The organism is Streptomyces neyagawaensis, assembly GCF_023516595.1.
Classification (GTDB): domain Bacteria; phylum Actinomycetota; class Actinomycetes; order Streptomycetales; family Streptomycetaceae; genus Streptomyces; species Streptomyces neyagawaensis.
In genome coordinates this window covers 1-21,876 of sequence record NZ_JAMGBG010000060.1, presented here as the reverse complement: position 1 = coordinate 21,876, position 21,876 = coordinate 1, and the positions used below count along the sequence as shown (strand labels likewise).

Below are 21,876 nucleotides of genomic sequence, written 5' to 3'. Positions count from 1 at the left end.
GGCCGGGGGTGCTGCCGGATCGGGGACTGTCGGCCCACGGTGGAAAGGCCGTTCGGCCGCAGCGTCGGCCTGACCTGATGCCGGATGCTGATCTGCGACCGATCCGGGGCACCCCGTGCCACCGCACCGAGCACCCGTGCGGCGGCCGTTCTCCACCGCTGTCCACCGCCGTGGGTGCTGCGCACGGCCCGGCCCGGTCACCGTCCGGCCGCTCGCCACGTCCGTCCCGACTCCCGGGCGGCGGGACGCACCATGCGCGGCCCGATGACTGCTGGCCACGAACCCCGGACCCACGAGCGGGGCCGTCGCCGCTTAGGGCCGATCGGCCCTCCAAGTCGCCCCGGACAGCCCCTGGGGTGGCCGTGCGAACCGCTGGATGCTCGAAGGGCCAAAACGCCTGGAGGAGACCCGCGATGACGGACGACGCACACAGCGAGCCCATAGTCCATGCCTTGCTCGCGGACGGTACCACGGTGTGCATCCGCCCCGTGGCAGCGGGCGATCACGAGCAGGTGCAAGGACTCTACGAGGAGATGTCGCCGGAGAATCTGCGACTGCGCTTCTTCGCAGCGAGCCGGCGCTCGGCCGCGTTGGCCGCGGACCGGGCCTGCGCCCCGCCCAGCCCCGGTTACGGGGCTCTACTGGCCGAGAAGCAGGGCCAGGTGATCGGCCTGGCCGAGTACGACACCTGCGGCGGCAAGGAGGAGGCCGAGATCTCCATCGCCGTCGCCGAGGGACTGCACCACCGCGGCGTCGGCACTCTCCTCGTCGAGCACCTGGTCTCGGCCGCCCGCGCGGAGGGCGTCACCACCTTCACGGCAGACGCCCTGAGCGAGAACCGCGAGGTGCTCCAGCTCTTCGCGGACCTCGGCCTGCGCACCTCCCGCCGCTTCGACGGCCCGGAGGTGCGCTGCACGATCGAACTCGGTGAGGACGACACCTACCTGTCGGCCGTCGAGGCCCGTGGCCGGGCCGCCAATGTGACCAGCCTGGAAGCCCTGCTGCGGCCGGAAGCGATCGCCGTCGTAGGCGCCGGACGCAAGGCGGGTTCGGTGGGCAGGGCCGTCCTGCACCACCTGCACACGGGCGGCTACACCGGGCGGCTCCTCGCGGTGAACCCCGCCGCCTCCTCGATCCTCGGCGTGCCCTCATACCCGTCGGTCGCCGCCCTGCCCAGGCCCCCCGACCTCGTGGTCGTCGCCGTGCCCGCCGCCGCGGTCCCGGCCACCGCCGAGGAGTGCGGCAAGGCCGGCGCAAAGGCCCTCCTCGTCCTCTCCGCAGGCCTCGACAGCACGCAGACCCAGGCCCTGATGGCGGCCTGCCGCACCTACGGCATGCGGCTCGTCGGCCCCAACTGCCTCGGCATCTCCAACACCGAGCCCGCCCTGCTCCTCGACGCCACCTTCGCCGCCGACCATCCCCGTGCCGGTACGGCGGGCGTTGCCGTGCAGTCCGGCGGTGTCGGTATCGCCCTGCTGGACGGGCTGTCCCGGCTCGGCATCGGCGTGTCCTCCTTCGCCTCCCTCGGGGACAAGTACGACGTCAGCGGCAACGACATGCTCCAGTGGTGGGAGAGCGACGGCCGCACCGACCTCGCGCTGCTGCACCTGGAGTCGTTCGGCAACCCGCGTGCGTTCTCCCGCACCGCCCGGCGCGTGACCCGCCGTATGCCGGTCCTCACCGTGGACGCCGGCCGTACCGAGGCGGGCCGCCGCGCCGCCGCCTCGCACACCGCGGCCGCCGCCACCCGCACCATGACCCGCCAGGCACTGTTCACACAGGCAGGCATCACCGCCACCCAGTCGGTCGGCGAACTCCTCGAAACGGCCGCGCTGATGCACTCCCAGCCGCTGCCGGCGGGCACCCGCGTCGCGATCGTCACCAATGCGGGCGGCGCGGGCGTCCTGGCCGCCGACGCCTGCTCCGAGGCCGGACTCGCCCTCCCGCCGTTCACGCCCGAACTGATCGACGCCCTGCTCGCCGTACTCCCTGACGGCGCGTCCGTCGGCAACCCGGTCGACGCCACCGCAGCCGTCACGGAAGACCAGCTCAGGGACTCCGTGGACCTCATCATGGGGCACCCGGGCGTCGACGCCGTGCTGCTGGCCCTCGTCCCCACCGCAGTGGCCGCCGCGACCGGCGACGACCTCGTCCGTGCCCTCACGGACGCCCCCGCACACCGGGCCAAGCCCGTCATCACGGTACGGCTCGAACAGGACCTGCCGGTCAGGCTGCTGCCTGCCACGGACGGCTGCACGATCCCGTCGTACGCCGAACCCCAGGCCGCCGCCCGGGCACTGTCCCACGCTGCCCACCGCGCGGCCTGGCTGAGCCGTCCCGCCGGAACCGTCCCGAAGCTCGACGAGGTCGACACGGACCGCGCCCGTGAGGTCACAGAGACCTACCTGACCGCGCACCCGAACGGCGGCTGGCTCGACCCGCGCACCTGTGCCGACCTCCTCGCCTGCTACGGCATCCCCCAGCTCCCGTGGGCCTGGGCGGAGACCGAGGACGAGGCCGTCATTGCCGCCGAGCGGCTGCGTGGCCCCGACGGCCGGGTCGTGATGAAGGCCCACTGGCCGGGGCTGGTCCACAAGAGTGAGCAGCACGCCGTCCATCTCGACCTCCAGGGCGACGCCCAGGTCCGTGCCGCATTCCGGGACTTCGACACCCGCTTCGACGGACTGCTGACCGGAGTGGTCGTCCAGCCGCTCGCATCCCGCGGCACCGAGCTGCTCGCCGGAGTCGTTCAGGACGAGGTCTTCGGCCCGCTCGTCCTGTTCGGGCTCGGCGGCACCGCGACCGACATCCTGCGCGATCACGCCGCCCGGCTCGCGCCGCTCACCGACCACGACGTGCACGACCTGATCACCTCACCACGCTGTGCTCCGCTCCTGTTCGGGGCGCGCGGCAACGGACCGGTCGATCTCGCGGCGCTCGAACAGCTGCTGCTGCGCCTGTCCCGTATGGCGGCCGACCTGCCGCAGCTCGCCGAGGCCGACTTCAACCCCGTACTCGCGAGCCCGGGCGGAGTCAGTGTGCTCGACGTGCGCGTACGCCTGCTGCCGCGCAAGTCACACGATCCGCATCTGCGCCGACTTCGCTGAGAAGGGAAGACAGACGTGGGGCACAGCACGGTGTGCTCCGTGATGACCAGAGAGGTTGTCCGCGCCGATTACGGCACCCCGTTCAAGGAGGTCGCCCGGCTGCTGTCCGACGACTGGATCAGCGGATTGCCAGTGGTCGACGAGGACCGGAAGGTCATCGGGGTCATCTCCGAGAGCGACCTGATGGTCCGACAACACCATCGTTGAGGCCGCGCGGACCATGGCCCAGCGGCACGTGGAGCGGCTGCCCGTGGTGGACGAGGAGGACAGGCTCGTCGGCATCGTCACCCGGCGCGTCTGCTCCAGGCCTTCCTGCGGCCGGACCGGGACATCCGCAAGGAGGTCATCGACGAGGTGCTGGGGCGGACGCTGTGGCCGGCGCCCCGGGGCACCGACGTCTGCGTGGTCGAGGTGCTCACGCGGTACGGCGGGGCGCATGCCGCCATCGCGCTCGCGGTGAACGAGGCGGCGTTCACCGCGGTCAATTCCGGGCTGCGGCGCGGTGGAAAGCTCGTCATGGTCGCCCTGCCGGCGCACGGCACGATTCACGTCCCGATCTTCGACACCGTCCTGAACGGCACCTCGGTGATCGGCTCGATCGTCGGCACGCGGCAGGACCTCGCGGAGGTCTTCCAACTCCACGCGGCCGGACGCACCAAGGCCATCTACGAGACTCGCCCGCTCGTCTCCGTCAACGAGTCGATCGACGCGGTGCTGCGTGGCGAGATCAAGGCCCGGATTGTCTTCGATCTCGGCACGGGACGGTGAGGACGATGGAACAGACAGAGCTCCCCCTGGTTGTCGGAGTCGACGGCTCCGAGCCCAGTCTGCGGGTCGTCGACCGGGCGGCCGACGAGGCCGCCCCGCGCGGGGTGCCGCTGCGGCTCGTGCATGCCTCGCTGTGGGAGTGGTACGAGGGCGCGGCGCCGGCCGAGGACCTCGGCAAGCCATCCGAGCTGGTCCTGGCCGACAGGATCGTCGACGGCGCCGCCCGACGGGCGCACAGCCGCCAACCGGACCTGAAAGTGTTCACCGAGGTGGTCCCGGAGGAGCCGGAGTACGCGCTGGTGCGGGAGTGCCGACGCGCTTCCGCGCTGGTCGTCGGCAACCGCGGGCGCGGCGACATCGCCGAGTTCCTGCTCGGTGTCGGCAAGCAGGCACACGACTCGGCAGCCGTGCGCTTCGCCTTCGAGGAAGCGGAGCGACGCGGAGCCGTCCTCGAAGCCGTGCGGGCCCGGCGGTGCCCCGCGCACGAGACCCCCGACCATCCTCTGCTGGCAGGCGAACCCGCCCGCGTGCACGGACAGCGAGGAGCCGAGACGCTGGAGGCCGCGCTGAACGAGGTGGCCGAGGAACACCCGTCCGTGCAACTGCACCGGCGCACCGACGAGGGCCCCGCCCGTAAGATCCGGCTCGACGCGTCGGCCACTGCGGACCTGCTGGTCGTCGGTGCCCGACGCAACAAGGGCCCTTTCGGACTCGGGCTCGGCCGCGTCGCCCACACCCTGCTGCACCACTCCGCCTGCCCGGTCGCCGTCGTGCCCCACACGGCATGACCATGCGCCGGGCAGTCCGAGGCTCGGCGGCAGGCGTCGAGAAGGCCCCGACCTGCGGAGCCGTTGCGACCCGGCTTGCTCCTGTACCGTCCCCTGCGGTCGGCCGTACCGTGGCACATGAACAGTCACGGCCGGTTGCCGGCACGGTTGATGGGGACCTGGAGGATCAGGGGTGGGAAGTTCCGAGGAGCCTCGGGAGGCCCGCGTACGGTTGCCCCAGCTGAGGCTGGACGAGCTGCTGGAGGAGCTGCAGGCCCGCCTGGACGCCGCCCGCGGCACCCGAGACAGCGTGCACAGCCTGCTGGAGGCGGTGCTCTCGGTCGGCCGGGAGCTGGACCTCGAACAGGCGCTGCGCAGCATCGTGGAGGCCGCGGCCGTGCTGGTGGACGCCGAGTACGCCGCCCTGGGTGTGATCGGTCCGGACGGCAAGCGGCTGTCGGACTTCCTCACGGTCGGCGTCAGCGACGCGCAGGTCGCACAGATCGGCAACTACCCGGAAGGCCACGGCATCCTCGGTGAACTCATCCGCAATCCGGAGCCGCTGCGGCTGACGAAGCTCTCCGAGCATGCCGCCTCGTACGGCTTCCCGCCGCACCACCCGCCGATGAACACCTTCCTCGGCGTTCCGATCCGGGTGCGCGACCAGGTCTTCGGCAACCTCTACCTGACCGAGAAGCGCGGTGGGCAGCAGTTCGACGACGAGGACGAGTCGGTGCTGTCGACGCTGGCCGTGGCGGCCGGTGTGGCGATCGACAACGCCCGTCTGTACGAGGAGTCCCGGCTGCGCGAGCGCTGGCTGCGGGCCAGTGCCGAGATCACGCACAGCCTGATGTCTGGCAGCGACCGCAGCGAGGTTCTGCAGCTGATCGCCGATCGGGCCCGTGAGATCACCGGTGCGGCCCTGGCCGTGGTCGCGTTGCCGATGGTCGGCACCGACTCGCTCACGGTGGAGCTGGCCATCGGGCAGGAGGCGGAGGCGCACCGCGGACTGGTACTGCCCGTGCACGGCAGCCTGATCGGCCAGGCCTTCTCCGACGCCGCTCCCGTCTCCACCCCGGACATCTCCCGCGACGAGCGCGTGGCGACGGGCCCGCAGCGCTTCACCGGCCTCGGTCCGGCCGTGGCCGTGCCCATCGGCTCCGGCGAGGGGCTACGCGGCGTGGTGCTGCTCGTCAGGGAGGCGGGCCGGAAGGTGTTCGCGGAGCAGGAAGCCGAACCACTGCAGGGCTTCGCGGCACAGGCCGCGGTCGCGATGGAACTGGCCGAACGCCGCAGGGACGCAGAACAGATCGCGGTACTCCAGGACCGCGACCGGATCGCAAGGGACCTGCACGACCTGGCGATCCAGCGACTGTTCGCCACCGGTATGACGCTGCAGAGCGCCGGCCGCTTCATCGAGCACACGGAGGCCTCGGAGCGCGTGGTGCGGGCGATCGACGACCTGGACGAGACCATCAAAATCATCAGGTCCACGATCTTCGGGCTCCGGTCGCGCGACGAAGCCGGACCCGGCCTGCGGGCACGGGCGGTACGCATGGTCGGCGAGACCGCGCCGGTGCTCGGCTTCGCGCCCAGCCTGCGGATGGAGGGCCTGCTTGACACCCACGTGCCCAAGCAGATCGCCGACCATGTCGTGGCCGTGCTGTCCGAGTCCCTGACCAACATCGCCCGGCACGCGCGGGCCAACCGCGCCGAGGTGGTGCTGGAGACCGACGGGCGAGAAGTGCGGCTGGAGGTCTCCGACGACGGCGTGGGTATCCCGGCCGAGGGCCGGCGCAGCGGCCTGAGCAACATGGCCGAACGTGCGCAGCAGTTGGGCGGCGACCTGGAGTGGACCAGCCCGGCCACCGGCGGCACCGTCCTGCGCTGGCTGGTGCCGGTGACGGACCAGTAGCCCTCCCCGCCCGAGCGTGAACCCCGCGGTCTTGCCCTCGCCGGTGGGCAGCCTTCTCAGCTGTCGACGCTGCGTACCGGTCTCGGCGAGCGCGTGGTCCGCCGAGCGCAAACTGGCTCAACTGCTCGGCCTCGACCGGCGGCCGCCCGGGATCTACAAGGGGCACCACGATCCGCACGTGCTGGAAGAGGCATTGGAGACCACGCACCGCCACTGGGTGTGCTGTCCCGGGTCGGAGCTGAGGGGGTAGCCACGGGTGGCAGCCACGGCCGCGTCTGTTGGTGCGGTCGGCCATCCGCCTGATGCCTCATATGCCGCCAAATGGACCGGAATGAGTACACCAGAAGGCACACCTACATGTACCCGTACGGCACTTGGGGTGGCTCTGCCGGAGGCGTTGGCTTGAGGTGTGGAGGAGGCTGCCATGAACCCCGAGATTCCCACCATGCGCACGCATCACCGACTGAGCCGACCCATTGTGCTGGCCACTGCTGTCGTACTGGTCTCGTCCCTGGCGACGGCATGCGGCAGCGACACCGGCTCCCCGGGCACGTCTGTCGGGGGCGACCGGCTGAGCACACCGAGCGCCGGGGGCACCACCGGAGGGACGACCGGGGACGAGAGCGCCACCCCCGGTCAAGGCGCGTCCGCCAGGCCCACCACCTCCGGTAGGCCGACCAAGCACGACACACCGGCGCCGCCGGTGACGTCCGGCGGCGTATCCAAGGTGCGAACGTCGGTGTACTTCCTGCACGGGGAGAAGGTCTCGCCCGCCCCGCGTACCGTCACCGCGCCCACCACCGCGGCCGGAGCCCTGCGGGCCCTGCTGGCGGGGCCCAACCGGTACGAACGCCGCCACGGCCGTACCACGGCCATTCCCTCGGGAACGACGCTCCGGTCGGTCGTGGTCCACCGCCACGTGGCGACAATCGATCTGTCCGGACGGTACGACGACGGTGGCGGAAGCCTGTCGATGCAGGCCCGGCTCGCACAGGTCGTCTTCACCGCGACCCGCTTCCCGTCCATCCACAAGGTTCAGTTCGAGCTGGACGGCAAGCCGGTGACGTCCTTCGGCGGTGAGGGCATCGTCCTCAACGAACCCGTGACCCGCGCCGACTTCGAGGATCTGGCACCGCTCGTCCTGGTGGAGTCTCCACTGATCGGCGACAGCATCCGCACCCCGGTCCGGGTCTGGGGCAGCGCCAACACGTTCGAGGCGACGCTCAAGCTGAAGATCACCGACGTCACCGGGCGCACCGCGGCCGACGTCTACGTCACAGCCACCTCCGGTACCGGGACCCGCGGCACGTTCGACGTGACGATCCCCTACAAGGCCGCCCGCTCGGGCGTCGGCACGCTCACGGCGTACTGGGAGTCACCGGAGGACGGCCGAGCGGTGATCGAGGACACGGTGCCACTGACCGTCCGGCGGTGACGGCGGGCCACCGGGTGCGGTGCGCCTGGTCGGCAAGCCGGCTTCGCGTCGACGGCAGTGCAGCTATCCGCCCGGCCAGGGGAGAGACGAGGCGACGGCGGAGTACAGGAAAGGAGTCCCGATCACCACGGTCCCGGTGCAGGAGGCGAAGGCGCGCACCAGGAGCATCCCGGCGCGGCACATCTGAGCGCCATTGCGCGCTGAAGCCGCACCACAGGTGCGCCCTCGGAGGAAGGATCGGCCGCGCGCCTTCGCCTCCCTGCCGGGTGGATCTGACTCAATGGTGAGCAGTTCAATGGAAATTGTGGCCCCGCAGGCATGCCCACACCGGCCGGGCTGCCGACCAGAGCCGCGGGGCACACTGCGTCGGGCCCGGCGGGCGTCGAGCCTGTTCCCGTTCCTGTCGAGCACGGCGGTCAGTCATGCTCCTGTCGGTCTCGCTCCCCTCGGTCCGACCCTGAGGCTTCTCAACGCAGCCTTCGCCCGACCGGGCGCGGGATCACCACGGGCCGCCCGGGCCTGACAGGAGGCCTCCGGCCCCACCGGTGGGCAGTGGTGCCTCAGTTCCCGTCGGCCGGCAGCCGCAGCTCCGTCCGGGCCGAGAAGAAGTGGACGGCCTCCGGACGGACGGTGACGCGCAGCTGCTCCACCTTGCCGTGCACCGGCCGTCCGGGGAGACGGACTACCACCGGGACGGCTTCCTGCCCGACCTTGGCGGTCGCGTGGACGTAGGCGACGGCACCGGTGTCCTCGACCGCGTCGGCCACGAGATCCAGTGCCGGAGTCTCCAGGTCCTCGGGCGAGAGGATCTCGAACTGCTCGGGCCGTACCCCCAGCAGGATCTCCGTGGCGTCCCCCTCGAGGGCGGTCCGCGGCACGGGCACGATCAAGCCGCCCAGCTCGGTACCGTCCGTGGTGAGGGGGAGGCGGAAGAGGTTCATCGCGGGCGAGCCGATGAAACCGCCCACGAAGGCGTTGGCGGGGCGCTGGAAGACCTCCTTCGGCGTCCCCACCTGCTGGAGCACGCCGTCCTTCATCACCGCCACGCGGTCGCCCATGGTCAGGGCCTCCACCTGGTCGTGGGTGACGTACACCGTCGTCGTGCCGAGCCGCCGTTGCAACGAGGCGATCTGCGTCCGGGTCTGTACGCGCAGCTTGGCGTCCAGGTTGGACAGCGGCTCGTCCATGAGGAACACCTGTGGCTCGCGGACGATGGCCCGCCCCATCGCAACCCTCTGGCGCTGGCCGCCGGAGAGAGACTTGGGCTTGCGGTCCAGGTAGTCGCCGAGGCCGAGGACGCCGGCAGCCTCCGTGACACGGCGATGGATGTCGTCCTTGTGCCTCTTGGCGATCTTCAGGGCGAAGCCCATGTTGTCCGCCGTCGTCATGTGCGGGTAGAGAGCGTAGTTCTGGAACACCATCGCGATGTCACGGTCCTTGGGCGGCAGGTGGGTCACGTCCCGGTCGCCGATGCGGATGGCTCCGGAGTCGACGTCCTCCAGCCCGGCGAGCATGCGCAACACTGTGGACTTCCCGCAGCCGGAGGGCCCCACCAGCACCATGAACTCGCCGTCGGCGATCTCCAGATCAAACGCGTCGACAGCCGGGTGGTCCATCCCCGGGAATCTCCGTGTGGCCCTGTCGAAGATGACGGTCGCCATGATCTCTCCCCTCCCCGATGCTCCCTCTGCATGCCCAGACTGCGCGCGGGCGCAGGGCGGGTGACAGGTCCTCCAGGTCCTTGCCACACAGGCCGAGCGCCCCCGCGGCAAAGACCGCGCGGACCCGTAGCGGGGCCTTCTGACCCATGGCACGGCCGGCTGCCGTGTCCCCCCGGGCTGAGGCACGACCAGGGGAGGGAGGGAAAGCAGCCCTGAGCCGTTCCTCCACACCGTGTCAGGTCGGACCAGGCCGCGCCGGCCCGCGCAAGGGCCGTTCCAGGCCTCTGTTTCGGACCGGACGGCTCATGCGCCGTCATCTGTAACGGAGTTGGCTGGAAGGCAGGAGAAGGACGCCGACACGAAGGGGGAGTGAGGGCAGTGGGTACGAGTCTCACGCCGGAGTTCTGGGAGCGGTTCGCGGTTCTGCTGGTCGCGGCGACAGCCGCGACGATGGTTCTCACGGCGAGCCTTGACGCGCTCGCCGTCCGCCTGCTGCGCGGCCGTGCGCACAGGCCGCCGTCGACCTACGCACCGCACCGACCGGAGCCGACCGACCGACGCACGTCAGTCCACAGTTGAGGAGTCCGGCACCGCAGGCGCGGTGGCGTACGACGTGATCGCCAAGGCGAGGGCATGGCAGGGCGGGAAGGACCCGTCTGCATCTCGGGGATCACGGTGGTGCGGTGCGCGCCCAGAACCGCTTAGCCGCGTCCCCTCAGGTCCTTCCCACCGCTTCTGCCACGAAGCCGCCGGGGCCGATCGGCCGCATCCCGGGGGAGACCCGCGTCATGACCACTGAGGCACCGCATCCCTCGCCTTCCCGGCCCGCGCTGCTGACGTTCGTGGGCGGTGTCGGGACGGTCACCGGCAGCAAGTTCCTCGTGGAGAGCGACCACGCACGCGTCCTGATCGACTGCGGGCTCTTCCAGGGCCTCGCCGGTCTGCGCAGGCGCAACTGGCGCGGCCTGCCCTGCGACGCCGCGGACATCGAGGCGGTGGTGGTCACCCACGCTCACCTGGACCACTGCGGATACCTGCCCCGACTGGTGCGGCACGGCTTCAGGGGACGGATCGTGACCACGGAGTTCACCGCCCGGCTCACGGAGATCGTGCTGTGGGACAGCGCGAAGCTGCAGATGGAGACGGCCCAGCACGCCAACGAGCACGGCTGGTCCAAACACCGGCCCGCCCGGCCGCTGTACGACGACTCGGACGTGGACCGCACCCTGAAGCTCCTCGACCCTGTGCCCACCTGCACGCCGACCGACATCGCTGCGGGCACCCGGCTGACCCTGCACCCCGCCGGGCACATCCTCGGCTCGGCCTGGGCCCGGCTCGCCCTGGAGGACGGGCACACCCTGGCCGTCAGCGGCGACCTCGGCCGGCCGGGCCATCCCCTGCTGCTCCCTCCGGAGCCGTTCTCCGGGGCGGACGTACTGCTGATGGAGTCGACGTACGGCAAGCGGCGGCACGAGGAGGACACCGCACGAGACCACTTCGCGAGCGTACTGACGCGCACCCTCGCCCGCGGCGGCACCGTCGTCATCCCGGCCTTCGCCCTCGACCGCACCGAAGTTGTCCTGCACGAACTCGCCGAGCTCCGCCGTGAGGGCCGGCTCCCGGCCGATGTGCCGGTGTACGTCGACAGCCCCATGGCCCTGGCCGCCCTGGACGTCTACCGGGACGCCATCCTCACCCGGGCAGCGGAGCTGCGCCCCGAGGTCACGGCGGCGGGCACGGCCGCGTTCAACCCCGAGCCCTTCCTCGCCGCACGGTCGATCCAGGACTCCGTCGACATCAGCCGGGCCGGCGGACCGGCCGTCATCGTCTCGGCGTCCGGCATGGCCACCGGCGGACGCGTCCTGCACCACCTGCGGCGCCTGCTGCCCGACCCACGCAACGCCGTCGTCGTAGTGGGCTTCGCGGCACAGGGCACCCGCGCCCGTGATCTGGTCGACGGTGCCAAGGCGCTGAAGATGTTCGGCGAGTACGTCCCGGTGCGCGCCACCGTCGCCGACGTACCGCACTTCTCGGCCCACGCCGACGCCGCTCAGATCATCGACTGGCTGCGCGGCGCCGAAGCCCCGCAGGCGACGTACCTGGTGCACGGAGAGCCCGACGCGGCCGAGGCGCTGCGCGACCGCATCGACCGGACCTTGGGCTGGACCGCCGTCGTGCCGCGTCCCGGGGAGCGGGTACTCGTCCGGTGACCGGGCGTGCCCGTCGGTCAGACAACCCTTGTGCCGATCGGACCAGACGCCCGGACCCGCGCAAGGGCCGTCTCTCGGTCCGCGGTTCTGCTGGTTGCGGCGACGGCGGTGTCGTTCGTCCTCACCATGACTCCGGCTGCGCTCACTCTCCACCGGCTGCGCCGCCGCGCGCACACTGCCGACCCACACGCCACACGCCGTGGAGTCGGCCGATCGTGGTACCGCCGTGGAGTCGGCCGATCGTGGTACTCCTGCTCGACGGCGCCTTCGTCCTGAGATGGCAGATGCACTGGGTGGTCGGCTGAGACCCGGCGTCGGGTGGTACCGGGCGACGTTCGCCGACAGCTACGGCCCTCGCGGCGCCATGCGGGGCCGCCTCGACGGCGATCTGCTCATGGTCGGGACGATGGGTGAATCCGACGTGCGCCTGCGCCTCGTGTGGGACGCGGACCCGCACGAGTTGCTGTGGCGGAACGAGACGTCGTGGACGGCGGCCCTTGGCCCCTGGCCGAGGCGTATCGCCGCACGCCTGTCCAGCGCGCGGTAGGCACGGGCACGCGCGGATCCGGCTCATGGCGCGCCCGAAAGGCCGCCTTGTCCGCCGATGGCGAACCGGCCGCCGGGTGTCGCGGACGCCGAGGGGCGACCGCGCCGCGTCGATGTGGAGTCCTGCCCACGCGCTCGGCGGCTCGTGATCCGCGCCGAGCAGGCGGGGCGCCCCCGGGCCGCGATCCACCGTCTCGTCGAACTCGACATCACGACGGCCCGCTCCCTGCCGGCCGCCTCCGGCCGGCCGGTGTGGTTCACCACGTTCGTCGTGGCGTCCTCAGCCCGGTTCGTCGCGGAACCCCACCGCATCGTCGAGAGCGGCGAAGCGCTGTCATCGGTGAGCCAGTTCGGCGGCGATGTCGGCTGCCCAGGCGTCGATGGCGTCCCAGTCGCGGTAGTCGCCGAACCGGCCGCCCATCAGGCGGAACATGATCCGTCCCTTGAAGGGCAGGTGAGACCGCGCGATGACGCCGGACAACAGACGGTGGGCTCGGTACGAGAGATCTCCTGGCAGGCTCGCGACAATGACATCCGCCTCCCGTGGCGCCAGGCGCTTTCCGGGTCCTCGCAGGGCGCCCGGCATCCCGACGCTGAAGAGCCACACGGGCCCCGCACCCAGGAGGCCGAGGTTGTCCCGTACGAAGTCCTTGGCCGGATCCAACCAGGCCTGTCCATGGACGGCGCTGCCGAGAACGAAGGCGCGGTACGCGTCCGCGTCGTCCACCGTCTCCATGGCCCTCGCCTCAGCTTTCAGGCCTGCCTCCCTCAGCTGGGCGGCCAGTCGCTCGGCGATCTCGCGGGTCGAACCGTGCGCGGTCGCGAACCCCACCAGGACGTCCATGACCTCACCTCGACATTCCCAAAGGCCACATGGCCAACTTCCCACCGCCCGCCATGCGGCGCCACTCCTGAACGGTGGGTGGCGGTCGGTGCCGAGGGCGCCGTACGCGTAGTACGCCACCTGTCAACTCCACCGCAGCACACCCGCGTTGAAGTCGAACAGGGCTCGCGGCTACCGGCCCGTGAAGAGGATCGCGAAGAACGCCACCGCGCTCACCCCCACGAATGCCACCGCGCTCACCCCCACGAATGCCACCCAGAGGAAAGCCAGAACGACGTGGTGGGGAAATGCGAGGAGCCACTTCACCAGCCACAGCCACCGGGACACCAGCCACAGCCACCGGGACAATCGAGGGTGGAGCTCGGCGGTCAGCCGAGCGGGGTTGTCGGGGCGTGCTGCTTCCGCACTCGTGGCAGTCGCTCCTTCCGCAACCAGGCGGTCGGGTCGGTCACGTGCGGTAGTGGCGATGGTCGTCGCCCTCGCCGATGAAGTGCTTCTCCTCGATGATCACTTCTCGTTCACCGGGGCGGCGGACCATGCCCGGCGTGGACATGAAGGCGATCAGGCCGAGGACGCCGACGACCATCAGGACGAAGCCGACCACGAACGAGCTGTAGCCGAACACCAGGCACGCGCCCAGCACGGCCGCACCGACAAGCAGCAGCGGAATCATGGCTGCCTCCATTCGTTTGCCCGCTCACAACTGGGCGTTGTGTTCCTGTCAGGAGCCAGGCAGGGATGTCACAGCTTGCGCAGCCAGTCGTCGGCCACGCCGTGCAGGGCCTGTTCGGCCGGTTGGAGGTGCGTGTCGTCGATCCGGTAGGACAGGTTGTCGACGACGCCGACCACGCCGTCCATCCGACCTGTCATGGCGAGGGCGATGGACTTCTCGGTGCGTCGTTCGATGTGGCCCGCGAGGGTGACCACGCCGTCCTGCACGGAGATCGTGACGGTTCGCGGAGCCAGCCACAGTGTGTTGACGATGACCTCCTGCTCCACGGCTTGCCGAATCTCTTCGTCGGTGCGCAGGAACACCGTCAGCAGGTCACGGCGGGTGACGATGCCGACGAGCCGGTCTTCCTCGTCCACCACGGGCAGCCGCTCGATGCGGTGCTCGGCCATCAGCCGGGCGGCCTCGGGGACGGTGGCGTCGGCTCGTACGGTGACGGCGGGTGCCGACATCAGCCGGCCGGCGGTTCGGGCCCGGCTCTTTGCGTCCGTCTCCCGGACACTGTGGCGCAGGCGACGCAGCCGGCCGATCCACGTCTCCTCCCCGGGCTCCTCGGTCTGACGGAGCATCAGGTCGGTCTCCGAGATCACCCCGATGACCTTGTTGTCCTCGTCGACGACCGGGAGCCCGCTGATGCGGTGTTCGCCCAGCAGCCGGACCACGTCCTTGAAGGGAGTGCCGTACTCCGCCGTGACGACGTCACGGGCCATCAGAGCGCCGATCTTCGTGGGCTTCATGCCTGTCCTCCTGCGCTTGCGCGACGGTCCCCGGCCGGCTCTCCTCCGGGCTTCGAGTCCAGCGTCCGGCGTGGGCACCTGCGCGCCCAGGGACCGAGCGGGCAGGTGGCAGGGCCGAGAGGCCCTCACTTGGCGCCCCTCCGACCCGGCGGCTGAGTGAGAGGCCCGCTGCCATGGTTTCCGGCACGGACAGGCGTGGGACGAACGTCCCCCGGCGCAGGGCCGAACCGCCCCTCCTGCGGCCCAGCCCCGGCTGCGACGGCGAGGGAGGGCCTCTCTGCTGGTCCGGCAACGGTTCGACGACAGGCGGTGAGGGCGAGGGAGCTGCCCTGGTCGCAGGTGCCGGCGGATCGGAGGCGAGCCTCGTGGCGGTCGACTGGGCAGTGGCCCAGGCGGTCCGGCACGGTCTGCCGCCGAGGCTGATGTACGCCTGCCTGTGGGATTGTGGGCCCTGAAACAGGGGGACCTAAAGCGCTCTCGCGGAGGCCGATGTGCTGCGACGGGCGCTGGACGCCCTGTGTCTCAAGCTGGACGGCAAGGAGGCTGCTGCCAAGACAGCACGGCGCAAGCGGGCCGCGTTCAACGAAGTCCTCAATATATGCCGTGGAGAAGGGTTACTTCACGGAGATCCCCCTCAACGGGCTCAGGTGGAGCGCTCCAGCAGTCAACGAGGAGGTGGACCCGGCTGCCGTCTCAATCGCGCCCAGGTCGCCCAGCTGCTCACGGCGGTTGCCCAGCAGCGCGGGCGCGGCCCTCACCTGGAGGCGTTCTTCGGCTGCATGTACTACGCGGCGATGCGGCCTGCGGAGGTCATTCATCTCCGGCTCGAGCAGTCCATGCAGGAGTGGGAGCGGATCAGCCGGGGCGCGGAGTCTGAGGAGTGAGCCGAAGTTTGGTCTGTGACTGGTCCGGAAGAGCTGGTCAGGAGTGGGACGACAGTGGGAGGAACTGGGGGTTATGGCATGAGCCGGTCCTTGCTCTGGGTGGGCCGAGAGGAAGGCGCCTAAAAGGGGGAACGAACGACATCTGGGCAAGTGGAGACAGATGACGTACGCCGTTCACGACATCCGACATTCATGGGGCCTGCTGTTCAGGAGTCGTTGCTTCCACTGACCGGCACAGCCCCGGCGGGCGCCGAGGGTCCCGGAGCCCTGGTTGCCCCCGGAACCGTCAGATGCTTCCGATGGCTTCGAGATCGAGCGGCGTGGCCGTGAAGTCCTGCAGTTGGTTCGCGTAGGCGTCGGCGAAGAGCTCGCTCACGGCATCGGGGGACCAGCCGCCCGGCCGGAGGTGGGTCGCGACCTCGGTGGGGTGCGTCCACAGGGCGATCCGGTCTCCTCCGGCGGCGATGGCCTGACCGGTCACGCGGGCCGACTCCTTCGACGCCAGGTACACGATCAGCGGGGCGACATCGGCCGGGGAGCCCAGGCCCTGGCGGCGGGCTCCCTCGGGAATCGGCTCACCCGCGTCAACCTTCGCCACGAGGTCACCGACACGGGGCATGGTCGCGACCATGCGGGTCAGGGCGGTCGGTACGACGGCATTGACGGTGACGCCGATCTTCGCGAGTTCAAGAGCCCAGGTGCGGGTCATCGCGACGATCGCGCCCTTGGAGGCCGAATAGGCGGTCTGGCCGAAGCTGGCACGCTGCCCCGCGGGCGAACCCACGAGGATGAGCCGGCCGCCGTCGCCCTGCTCACGGAAGCGGGCCGCCGCGGCGCGTCCACAGGTGAACGTGCCGCGCAGATGGCTCGTGACGACGAGGTCGAAGTCCTCGTCGGTGGTGTTGCGCAGGGTCCTGTCCCGCAGTGCGCCGGCGTTGGTGATCATCACGTCGAGGCGGCCGAACTCGGCGACGGCCCGCTCGACCAGCGCCTCGGCGAACTCGGAGCTGCCGACCGCGCCGACATGGGCGACGGCCGAGCCTCCCGCCGCGGTGATCGCCTCGACGGTCTCCGCGGCCACGTCGGCATCGAGGTCGTTCACCACGACAGCGCCGCCCGCTGCCGACAGCGCACGTGCGTAGGCCCGCCCCAGGCCGCGGCCCGCACCCGTGACGATCGCGACTCGGCCGTCGAGCATGGTGTCCCCCTGAGCAGGCAGTAGGTATGGCGTTCCCCCGAGCGTAGGAATGGGCCGGGTCCAGAAGGATCTGCCCGATGACGGCTTCGGCGGCCGTCCTGTGTCCCGGGGGAACCGGGACATGTGTCGCGCTCGGAGGTGTCGCTCACCGCGGGTGATCCGCCTGCGGAAGCTGACGCCCCCGCGCCGCAGTCAGCCGCGCGGCGGTACCAGTCCCTGCCGTACGGCGAAGAGCGCCGCCTGGGTCCGCGACGTGAGACGGAGTTTGCGCAGCACATTGCTGACGTGCGTACGGGCCGTGCGCTCGCTGATCACCAGCTCGTCGGCGATCTGCTGGTTGGACTGCCCCTCGGCGACGAGGACGAGGACATCTCGCTCCCGGCTGGTGAGCGAGCCGAGCCCGGTCGGCGGCGAGACGATCTCCTGGGTGAGCCCTCGGGCGACTGCGGGGTCGAGGAAGACCTCTCCGCGTGCCGCCGCGCGGATGGCGGAGACCACCTCGCCGGCCTCCGCGTCCTTGAGCAGATAACCGGCGGCCCCCTGCGCGAGGGCGGCGTGGACACGTTCCATCTCGCCGAAGCTGGTCAGCACCACGACGCGCACCCCGGGGTGACGTTCCTTGATCAGGCCGATCGCCGTGGAGCCGTCCATCCGGGGCATGAGCAGATCGATCAGCACCACGTCCGGCAGCTCGCCGTGGGCCGCCATCGCGTCCAGCCGGGTGAGCGCCTCCTGCCCGTCGGCCGCTTCCGCTGCGACCTCCATGTCGTCCAGGACCTCAAGGTAGGCGCGGATGCCACGGCGTACGACGGCGTGGTCGTCCACGATCAGCACCCGGGTCGGCCTGGGTTGCCCGCTTCTCAGAGCGGCACCGGCAACGCCGTGTTCGCGGAGCTGTCCGGGTCCTCCGGGGACAGGTCCGGTACCCACACGGGCAGGGGTATGACCACGCGCACGGTCGTACCCTTCTCCGCGCGCGACCTGATCCTCATGGTGCCACCCCATCGTTCCGCCCTTTCCCGCATGGTCGTCAGTCCGTAGCCCTCCGTGCCTCGCCCTGAGCCGACGCTCCGGCCGCCCTCCGGCGGAATCGGGTGCCCGCTCGGGTCCCGCAGGCCACGACCGTTGTCGGAGACGCTCGCGGTCAGTGTGTGGCCGTGGACGCCGAGGCGGACGACGGCGAGGGTGGCCTCCCCGTGTTTGACCACGTTGTGGATGGCCTCCGCGACGATCCGGTAGGCGTCCTCGGCGAGTTCGGGTTCGATCGTGTCCAGCCCTTGTCCGAACCGGAGGTGGAAGTCCAGACCGGTCCGGTTCTCGGTGCTCTTGACGAGCGTGTTCACCGTCTCCTCCAGTCCGAGGTCGGCGGTGGAGGAGGGGCGCAGCTCGTGCACCATCGCCCTCAGGTCGGCAAGGACGGTCCGCGCAAGCGTTCCGATCTCGTCCGCGAAGTTCTGGACGGCCTCGGCCGGTACCGGCACACCGCGTGTCCCGAGCACTCCGACCGCGTTGGCCTGCATGCCGATCGAGAACACCTGCTGGACGATGGAGTCGTGCAGATCCCGGGCGAGGCGCTGGCGTTCGTCCTGGCGCGCTCCGTCGCGCTCACGCTGCAGCAGAGTGGCGTAGTCGACGGCGAGGGCAGCTTGCTCGGCCATGGCGGCGAGGAACTCCAACGTCCGGGTGCCGACCTCCTGTCCCGGTGCGAAGTACGCGTTCAGCACGCCTTCGGCACGGCCGCGCACCGTCAGCGGCACACTGACGAAGGAGTCCCACGTCAGTTCGGCGAGGTAGTCGTGCAGCGGTTCCCAGGCGGGGTCCTCGCGGATCTGGGCCCACCGGTGGGGGACGACGATCGGTTTGCGTTCCCTCAGGGTGTCCAGTACGCACAGCCGGGCGCCTCGGTCCCGGCACTCCAGCAGGCGGTCGAGGAACGTGTCCGAGCGTCGTATCCCCGCGGAGCCCATCAGCCGCAGTTCCCGGCCGGTGCTGTCCAGGGTCAGGATCTGCACCCCGGCCACTCCGTCGGTCCGGACGATCTGCCGGGCGACCGCGTCCAGGGTGGAACCCAGTGATCCCTCGGAGGCCAGGGCGACGGAGGTCCGTGCGATGGCCGCGACCCTGCGGTAACGGTGTCCCTCGTCGGTCACGTCGCGAAAGGAGACGACCTTGAGACTCGGGTCTCTCGGCAGGCCGCGGGCCCGGTAGGCGAACTCGCGCCGTTCCCCGGAGTCGGTCACCCAGTAGGCCACCTGCTCGTCCGGCTCGTCCTCCAGCAACCCCGGGCAGGCGGTGGGCTTGCTCGTGAGAGCGAACGGAGAGGGGACGCCGATCAGGTCGGCCTCCCTGCGCTCGCCGCACAGCGCGACGGCTGCGGGATTCAGTTGGACGAAGCGGCCGGCGCAGTCCACCACGGCGAGGCCGTCCATCGCGGCGGCCGCGACGTCCCCCCACTCGACGAGCGGTGGACCTGGCATGACCTGCCTCCTCATCTGCGCAACGCCCCCACGGGGTGAGGTGCGCTCGCGAGGGGAGGGGTCGGGGCACGGCCGACGGCAGCATCGTAGCCCGGCGTGCCTGCGGCGGTGCTACGTCATTTGACCTGTTCATCACCTGTCGAAGCGCCGAGCGGGTTCAGTCATTGCTCGCGTTCCCTGTTGGGCCGCGCCTGCCTAGCCTGTGGCTTCCCGTGAACTCGGCCGCACGGTCGGTCGTTCCCGCTGCCGGGTGTCCGTACCCGCACGATGAGGAGGTCCGAGCATTGGACGTGTCCATCGGCACCATCTGGGAGGCGGTCTCCCGCGCCCTGCCCGATGCCGTCGCCATCGTCGAGCCCGGTCGCGAACTGACCTACGGGGAGTTCGACCAGCGCGCGTCACGGCTGGCCGCCGCGCTGGAGGATGCCGGAGTGCGGGCGGGCGACACAGTGGCCTGCTACCTGTACAACGGCGCCGCCTACCTGGAGACGGTCTATGCCGCCTTCAAGATCGGCGCCGTCCCCGCCAACGCCAACTACCGTTACACCGGGGAGGAGTTGTCCGAGCTGCTCACGGACGCCGACGCGGCGGCACTCGTCTTCAGCGGCGCCCTGGCCGACCGGGTGACGCACGCCGCCGGACACGTCCGCACGTTGAAGCTGCTCGTGAGGGCGGGAGGTCCGCCTGCCGAAGGACCGGCCGGACCCGCGGTGCCCGAGCTGGAAGAACTGCTCGCGGCGCACCCGCCGCGCGAGGCCCGGCCCCGACCCGGATCGGATCGCCTCTTCATGTACACCGGCGGCACCACGGGCAAGCCCAAGGGCGTGATGTGGCAGGTCGGCGACCTGCTCCACTCCATCCCGATCCTCCGGCAGGCCGGCGTCACCGAGCTGCCGAAAACACTCGACGAAGCCGCGTCGGTCGCGGTCGCCGCCCGCCACGAGGGCAGAGCGCCCACCACGATGCCGGTCGTCCCGCTGATGCACGCCACCGGCCTGTTCAACACCATGGGCACCCTCCTGGTGGGCGGCCGGGCGGTCATGGCACGGCAGGGCGGACTGGATCCGGTCCACGTCTGGCGGACGCTCGCCGAGCGCGAGGTCGACACCCTGCTGGTCGCGGGCAACGCCGTCTGCCGGCCGCTCGTCGACGAACTGGTGCGCGCCGAAGCCGCCGGCACACCGTACGACCTGGGTTCCCTGCGCACGATCCTCAGCTCCGGCACCGCACTCGACGACCGGCTGAAGTCGGCACTGCACGAACGCTCCGCCGTCACGGTCGTCGATGCCATCGCCTCCAGTGAGGGCGGTCCCTTCGCCCTGGCGATCACCTCGTCGGTGCGGGAGCTGCCGGCCCGTTTCCATCCGCTGCCCGCGACCCGGGTGATCGGCGCGGGGGACCGTTTCGTCGAGCCCGGCAGCGGTGAGACGGGGATGCTCGCCTACTCCGGGCCGATGCCGCTCGGCTACTACAAGGACACCGGGAAGAGCGCGCGGACCTTCCGCATCATCGACGGGGTCCGGTACTCCATACCCGGCGATCTCGCCCAGATCGAGACCGACGGCGCGATCAGATTCCTCGGACGCGGTTCGGGCGTGATCAACACCGGCGGGGAGAAGGTGCACCCGCAGGAGGTGGAGAACGTGCTGCTGACGCACCCCGACGTCATGGACTGCGTGGTCGTGGGCGTGCCCGACGAGACGTGGGGCGAGCGGGTGGCCGCCGTGGTCGCGGTCGCACCCGGCGCCGCCGCCACCGGTGAGGAACTCTCCGACTGGGTCCGAAGGAGCCTCGCCGGTTACAAGGTCCCACGGTCCGTCGTGCTGACGGGCACCCTGCCCCGTACACCGACGGGCAAGCTCGAAGTCGCCTGGGCCAGGACCATGGCCCAGAAAGCCGGATCTTCGGGAAGCTGACGGTCGCTCCGGGGGCGGGGTCCCACTCCAGGGCCGCCCTCCGCCCACATCCATGAAGAAGATCGGTTGGCATGCTCAGGCGCCCCCAACGCCTGCTGATCGCCGGTGTGGTGACGGCCGCTGTCCTGGCCGTCGGCGGCCCGCACGTGTACATCAACTACATCCAGGACGACGCCCCGGCGGCTCTCTCTCGACTGCCCGCAAGCCGGACCCTCCGTCCGCGCTTCCGGCGAGGAGGCCGGAGCCGGGGTCGACGGCTCGGGGCGGGGGAGAGCAGTGGCTCGCAGGCTGGCTGCCGGGTCGACGAGGTGCTCTTCGGGCAGGACACCACGGCCGTGGGCCGTACCGAGGAGGCCACCGGGGAGCTGGAGATCGAGGGCACCCGGGCTACCAGCGGCGCCTTCACCGCCGACCTCGCCTCACCTCGGTGAAGAGCGACTGCCGACCAGCGTCGACGGCCCCGGCAGCCGCGGTCGCCCGGTTCAAGGGATCCCGCTCGGACGCCGAACCGTTCGCAGAAGTCCGTCTCGACCAGGCGCTGGCGCGGCACGTACTCGCCGCGCAGCAGCGCGTCCCTGGTCCCTCCGGTGACATCGATTCCGAGGGAAGGGACGGGGTGCCGGAACCACTGGGAGTGCTCATTGTGCGTCGGCACCATCCACCGTGGGGCCATAGGGGAAA

The 21,876-nt window shown here is 70.8% G+C and carries 18 protein-coding genes and 2 pseudogenes; 12 read left to right on the top strand and 8 right to left on the bottom strand.

All coding sequences use genetic code 11. The features are described 5' to 3' along the window. The first annotated feature begins 413 nt into the window (after positions 1–413). From M8J73_RS25325 to M8J73_RS25300, 7 genes and pseudogenes are all read left to right on the top strand, one after another. Positions 414–3,107: a bifunctional acetate--CoA ligase family protein/GNAT family N-acetyltransferase gene (locus M8J73_RS25325; protein ID WP_055539176.1), complete on the top strand. Its 2,694-nt coding sequence runs from the start codon at positions 414–416 to the stop codon at positions 3,105–3,107. A gap of 42 nt (positions 3,108–3,149) precedes the next feature. Then, entirely contained in the window at positions 3,150–3,314 is a 165-nt protein-coding gene (locus M8J73_RS45565; RefSeq protein ID WP_372504015.1) for a CBS domain-containing protein, read from the top strand. Between the two features lie 13 nt (positions 3,315–3,327). Then, the gene (locus M8J73_RS45560; RefSeq protein WP_372504014.1) at positions 3,328–3,567 is read left to right on the top strand and encodes a CBS domain-containing protein; all 240 of its coding nucleotides are present in this window, start codon (positions 3,328–3,330) and stop codon (positions 3,565–3,567) included. After that, positions 3,519–3,875, top strand: a pseudogene (locus M8J73_RS25315) (zinc-binding dehydrogenase); the annotation flags it as partial. The gene M8J73_RS45560 and the pseudogene M8J73_RS25315, both read left to right, overlap by 49 nt. Before the next feature lie 5 nt (positions 3,876–3,880). Beyond that, positions 3,881–4,663 (top strand): universal stress protein, encoded by a 783-nt coding sequence (locus tag M8J73_RS25310; protein WP_055539178.1) that lies wholly within the window; start codon positions 3,881–3,883, stop codon positions 4,661–4,663. 172 nt (positions 4,664–4,835) lie between these two features. Beyond that, a complete protein-coding gene (locus tag M8J73_RS25305; protein WP_055539179.1) occupies positions 4,836–6,557 on the top strand; it encodes a sensor histidine kinase in 1,722 nt (573 codons plus the stop codon). A gap of 424 nt (positions 6,558–6,981) precedes the next feature. After that, positions 6,982–7,992 (top strand): GerMN domain-containing protein, encoded by a 1,011-nt coding sequence (locus M8J73_RS25300; RefSeq protein ID WP_055539180.1) that lies wholly within the window; start codon positions 6,982–6,984, stop codon positions 7,990–7,992. Positions 7,993–8,552: 560 nt separating this feature from the next. On the opposite strand, the gene M8J73_RS25295 is transcribed toward M8J73_RS25300, so the two are convergent. Beyond that, complete coding sequence (locus M8J73_RS25295; protein ID WP_055539181.1) at positions 8,553–9,653, bottom strand: ABC transporter ATP-binding protein; 1,101 nt, start codon at positions 9,651–9,653, stop codon at positions 8,553–8,555. Positions 9,654–10,441: 788 nt separating this feature from the next. Between M8J73_RS25295 and M8J73_RS25290 the strand changes: the two genes are divergently transcribed. After that, on the top strand, positions 10,442–11,863 hold the full coding sequence (locus M8J73_RS25290) for an MBL fold metallo-hydrolase RNA specificity domain-containing protein (RefSeq protein ID WP_055539183.1): 1,422 nt from the start codon (positions 10,442–10,444) through the stop codon (positions 11,861–11,863). A gap of 277 nt (positions 11,864–12,140) precedes the next feature. Continuing rightward, entirely contained in the window at positions 12,141–12,410 is a 270-nt protein-coding gene (locus tag M8J73_RS25285) for a hypothetical protein (protein WP_157873155.1), read from the top strand. Positions 12,411–12,743: 333 nt separating this feature from the next. Here M8J73_RS25285 and M8J73_RS25280 read toward each other — a convergent pair whose 3' ends face one another. The 4 genes and pseudogenes from M8J73_RS25280 to M8J73_RS25265 form a co-directional block, all read right to left on the bottom strand. Continuing rightward, entirely contained in the window at positions 12,744–13,253 is a 510-nt protein-coding gene (locus M8J73_RS25280; RefSeq protein WP_055539185.1) for a flavodoxin domain-containing protein, read from the bottom strand. A 126-nt stretch (positions 13,254–13,379) separates the two neighbouring features. Next, a pseudogene (locus M8J73_RS25275) lies at positions 13,380–13,688 on the bottom strand (hypothetical protein); the annotation flags it as partial. 13 nt (positions 13,689–13,701) lie between these two features. Next, positions 13,702–13,926 carry a hypothetical protein gene (locus M8J73_RS25270; protein WP_055539202.1) on the bottom strand — a complete coding sequence of 75 codons (225 nt, stop codon included), beginning with the start codon at positions 13,924–13,926 and terminating at the stop codon, positions 13,702–13,704. 68 nt (positions 13,927–13,994) lie between these two features. Further along, entirely contained in the window at positions 13,995–14,720 is a 726-nt protein-coding gene (locus M8J73_RS25265; RefSeq protein WP_055539186.1) for a CBS domain-containing protein, read from the bottom strand. Between the two features lie 491 nt (positions 14,721–15,211). On the opposite strand from M8J73_RS25265, the gene M8J73_RS25255 reads away from it, so the two are divergent. Next, complete coding sequence (locus M8J73_RS25255; protein ID WP_240501317.1) at positions 15,212–15,604, top strand: site-specific integrase; 393 nt, start codon at positions 15,212–15,214, stop codon at positions 15,602–15,604. A 286-nt stretch (positions 15,605–15,890) separates the two neighbouring features. On the opposite strand, the gene M8J73_RS25250 is transcribed toward M8J73_RS25255, so the two are convergent. The 3 genes from M8J73_RS25250 to M8J73_RS25240 form a co-directional block, all read right to left on the bottom strand. Continuing rightward, positions 15,891–16,802 carry an SDR family NAD(P)-dependent oxidoreductase gene (locus M8J73_RS25250; protein WP_055539187.1) on the bottom strand — a complete coding sequence of 304 codons (912 nt, stop codon included), beginning with the start codon at positions 16,800–16,802 and terminating at the stop codon, positions 15,891–15,893. A gap of 192 nt (positions 16,803–16,994) precedes the next feature. Next, positions 16,995–17,636, bottom strand: coding sequence for a response regulator (locus M8J73_RS25245; RefSeq protein ID WP_055539188.1), 642 nt, complete (start codon positions 17,634–17,636; stop codon positions 16,995–16,997). A 26-nt stretch (positions 17,637–17,662) separates the two neighbouring features. After that, complete coding sequence (locus M8J73_RS25240) at positions 17,663–19,279, bottom strand: GAF domain-containing sensor histidine kinase (protein ID WP_055539189.1); 1,617 nt, start codon at positions 19,277–19,279, stop codon at positions 17,663–17,665. Positions 19,280–19,569: 290 nt separating this feature from the next. Between M8J73_RS25240 and M8J73_RS25235 the strand changes: the two genes are divergently transcribed. Together M8J73_RS25235 and M8J73_RS25230 are read left to right on the top strand one after the other, a co-directional pair. Then, positions 19,570–21,195: an AMP-binding protein gene (locus M8J73_RS25235; RefSeq protein ID WP_240501318.1), complete on the top strand. Its 1,626-nt coding sequence runs from the start codon at positions 19,570–19,572 to the stop codon at positions 21,193–21,195. Between the two features lie 71 nt (positions 21,196–21,266). Further along, positions 21,267–21,626 carry a hypothetical protein gene (locus tag M8J73_RS25230; RefSeq protein ID WP_055539191.1) on the top strand — a complete coding sequence of 120 codons (360 nt, stop codon included), beginning with the start codon at positions 21,267–21,269 and terminating at the stop codon, positions 21,624–21,626. Positions 21,627–21,876 lie beyond the last annotated feature (250 nt).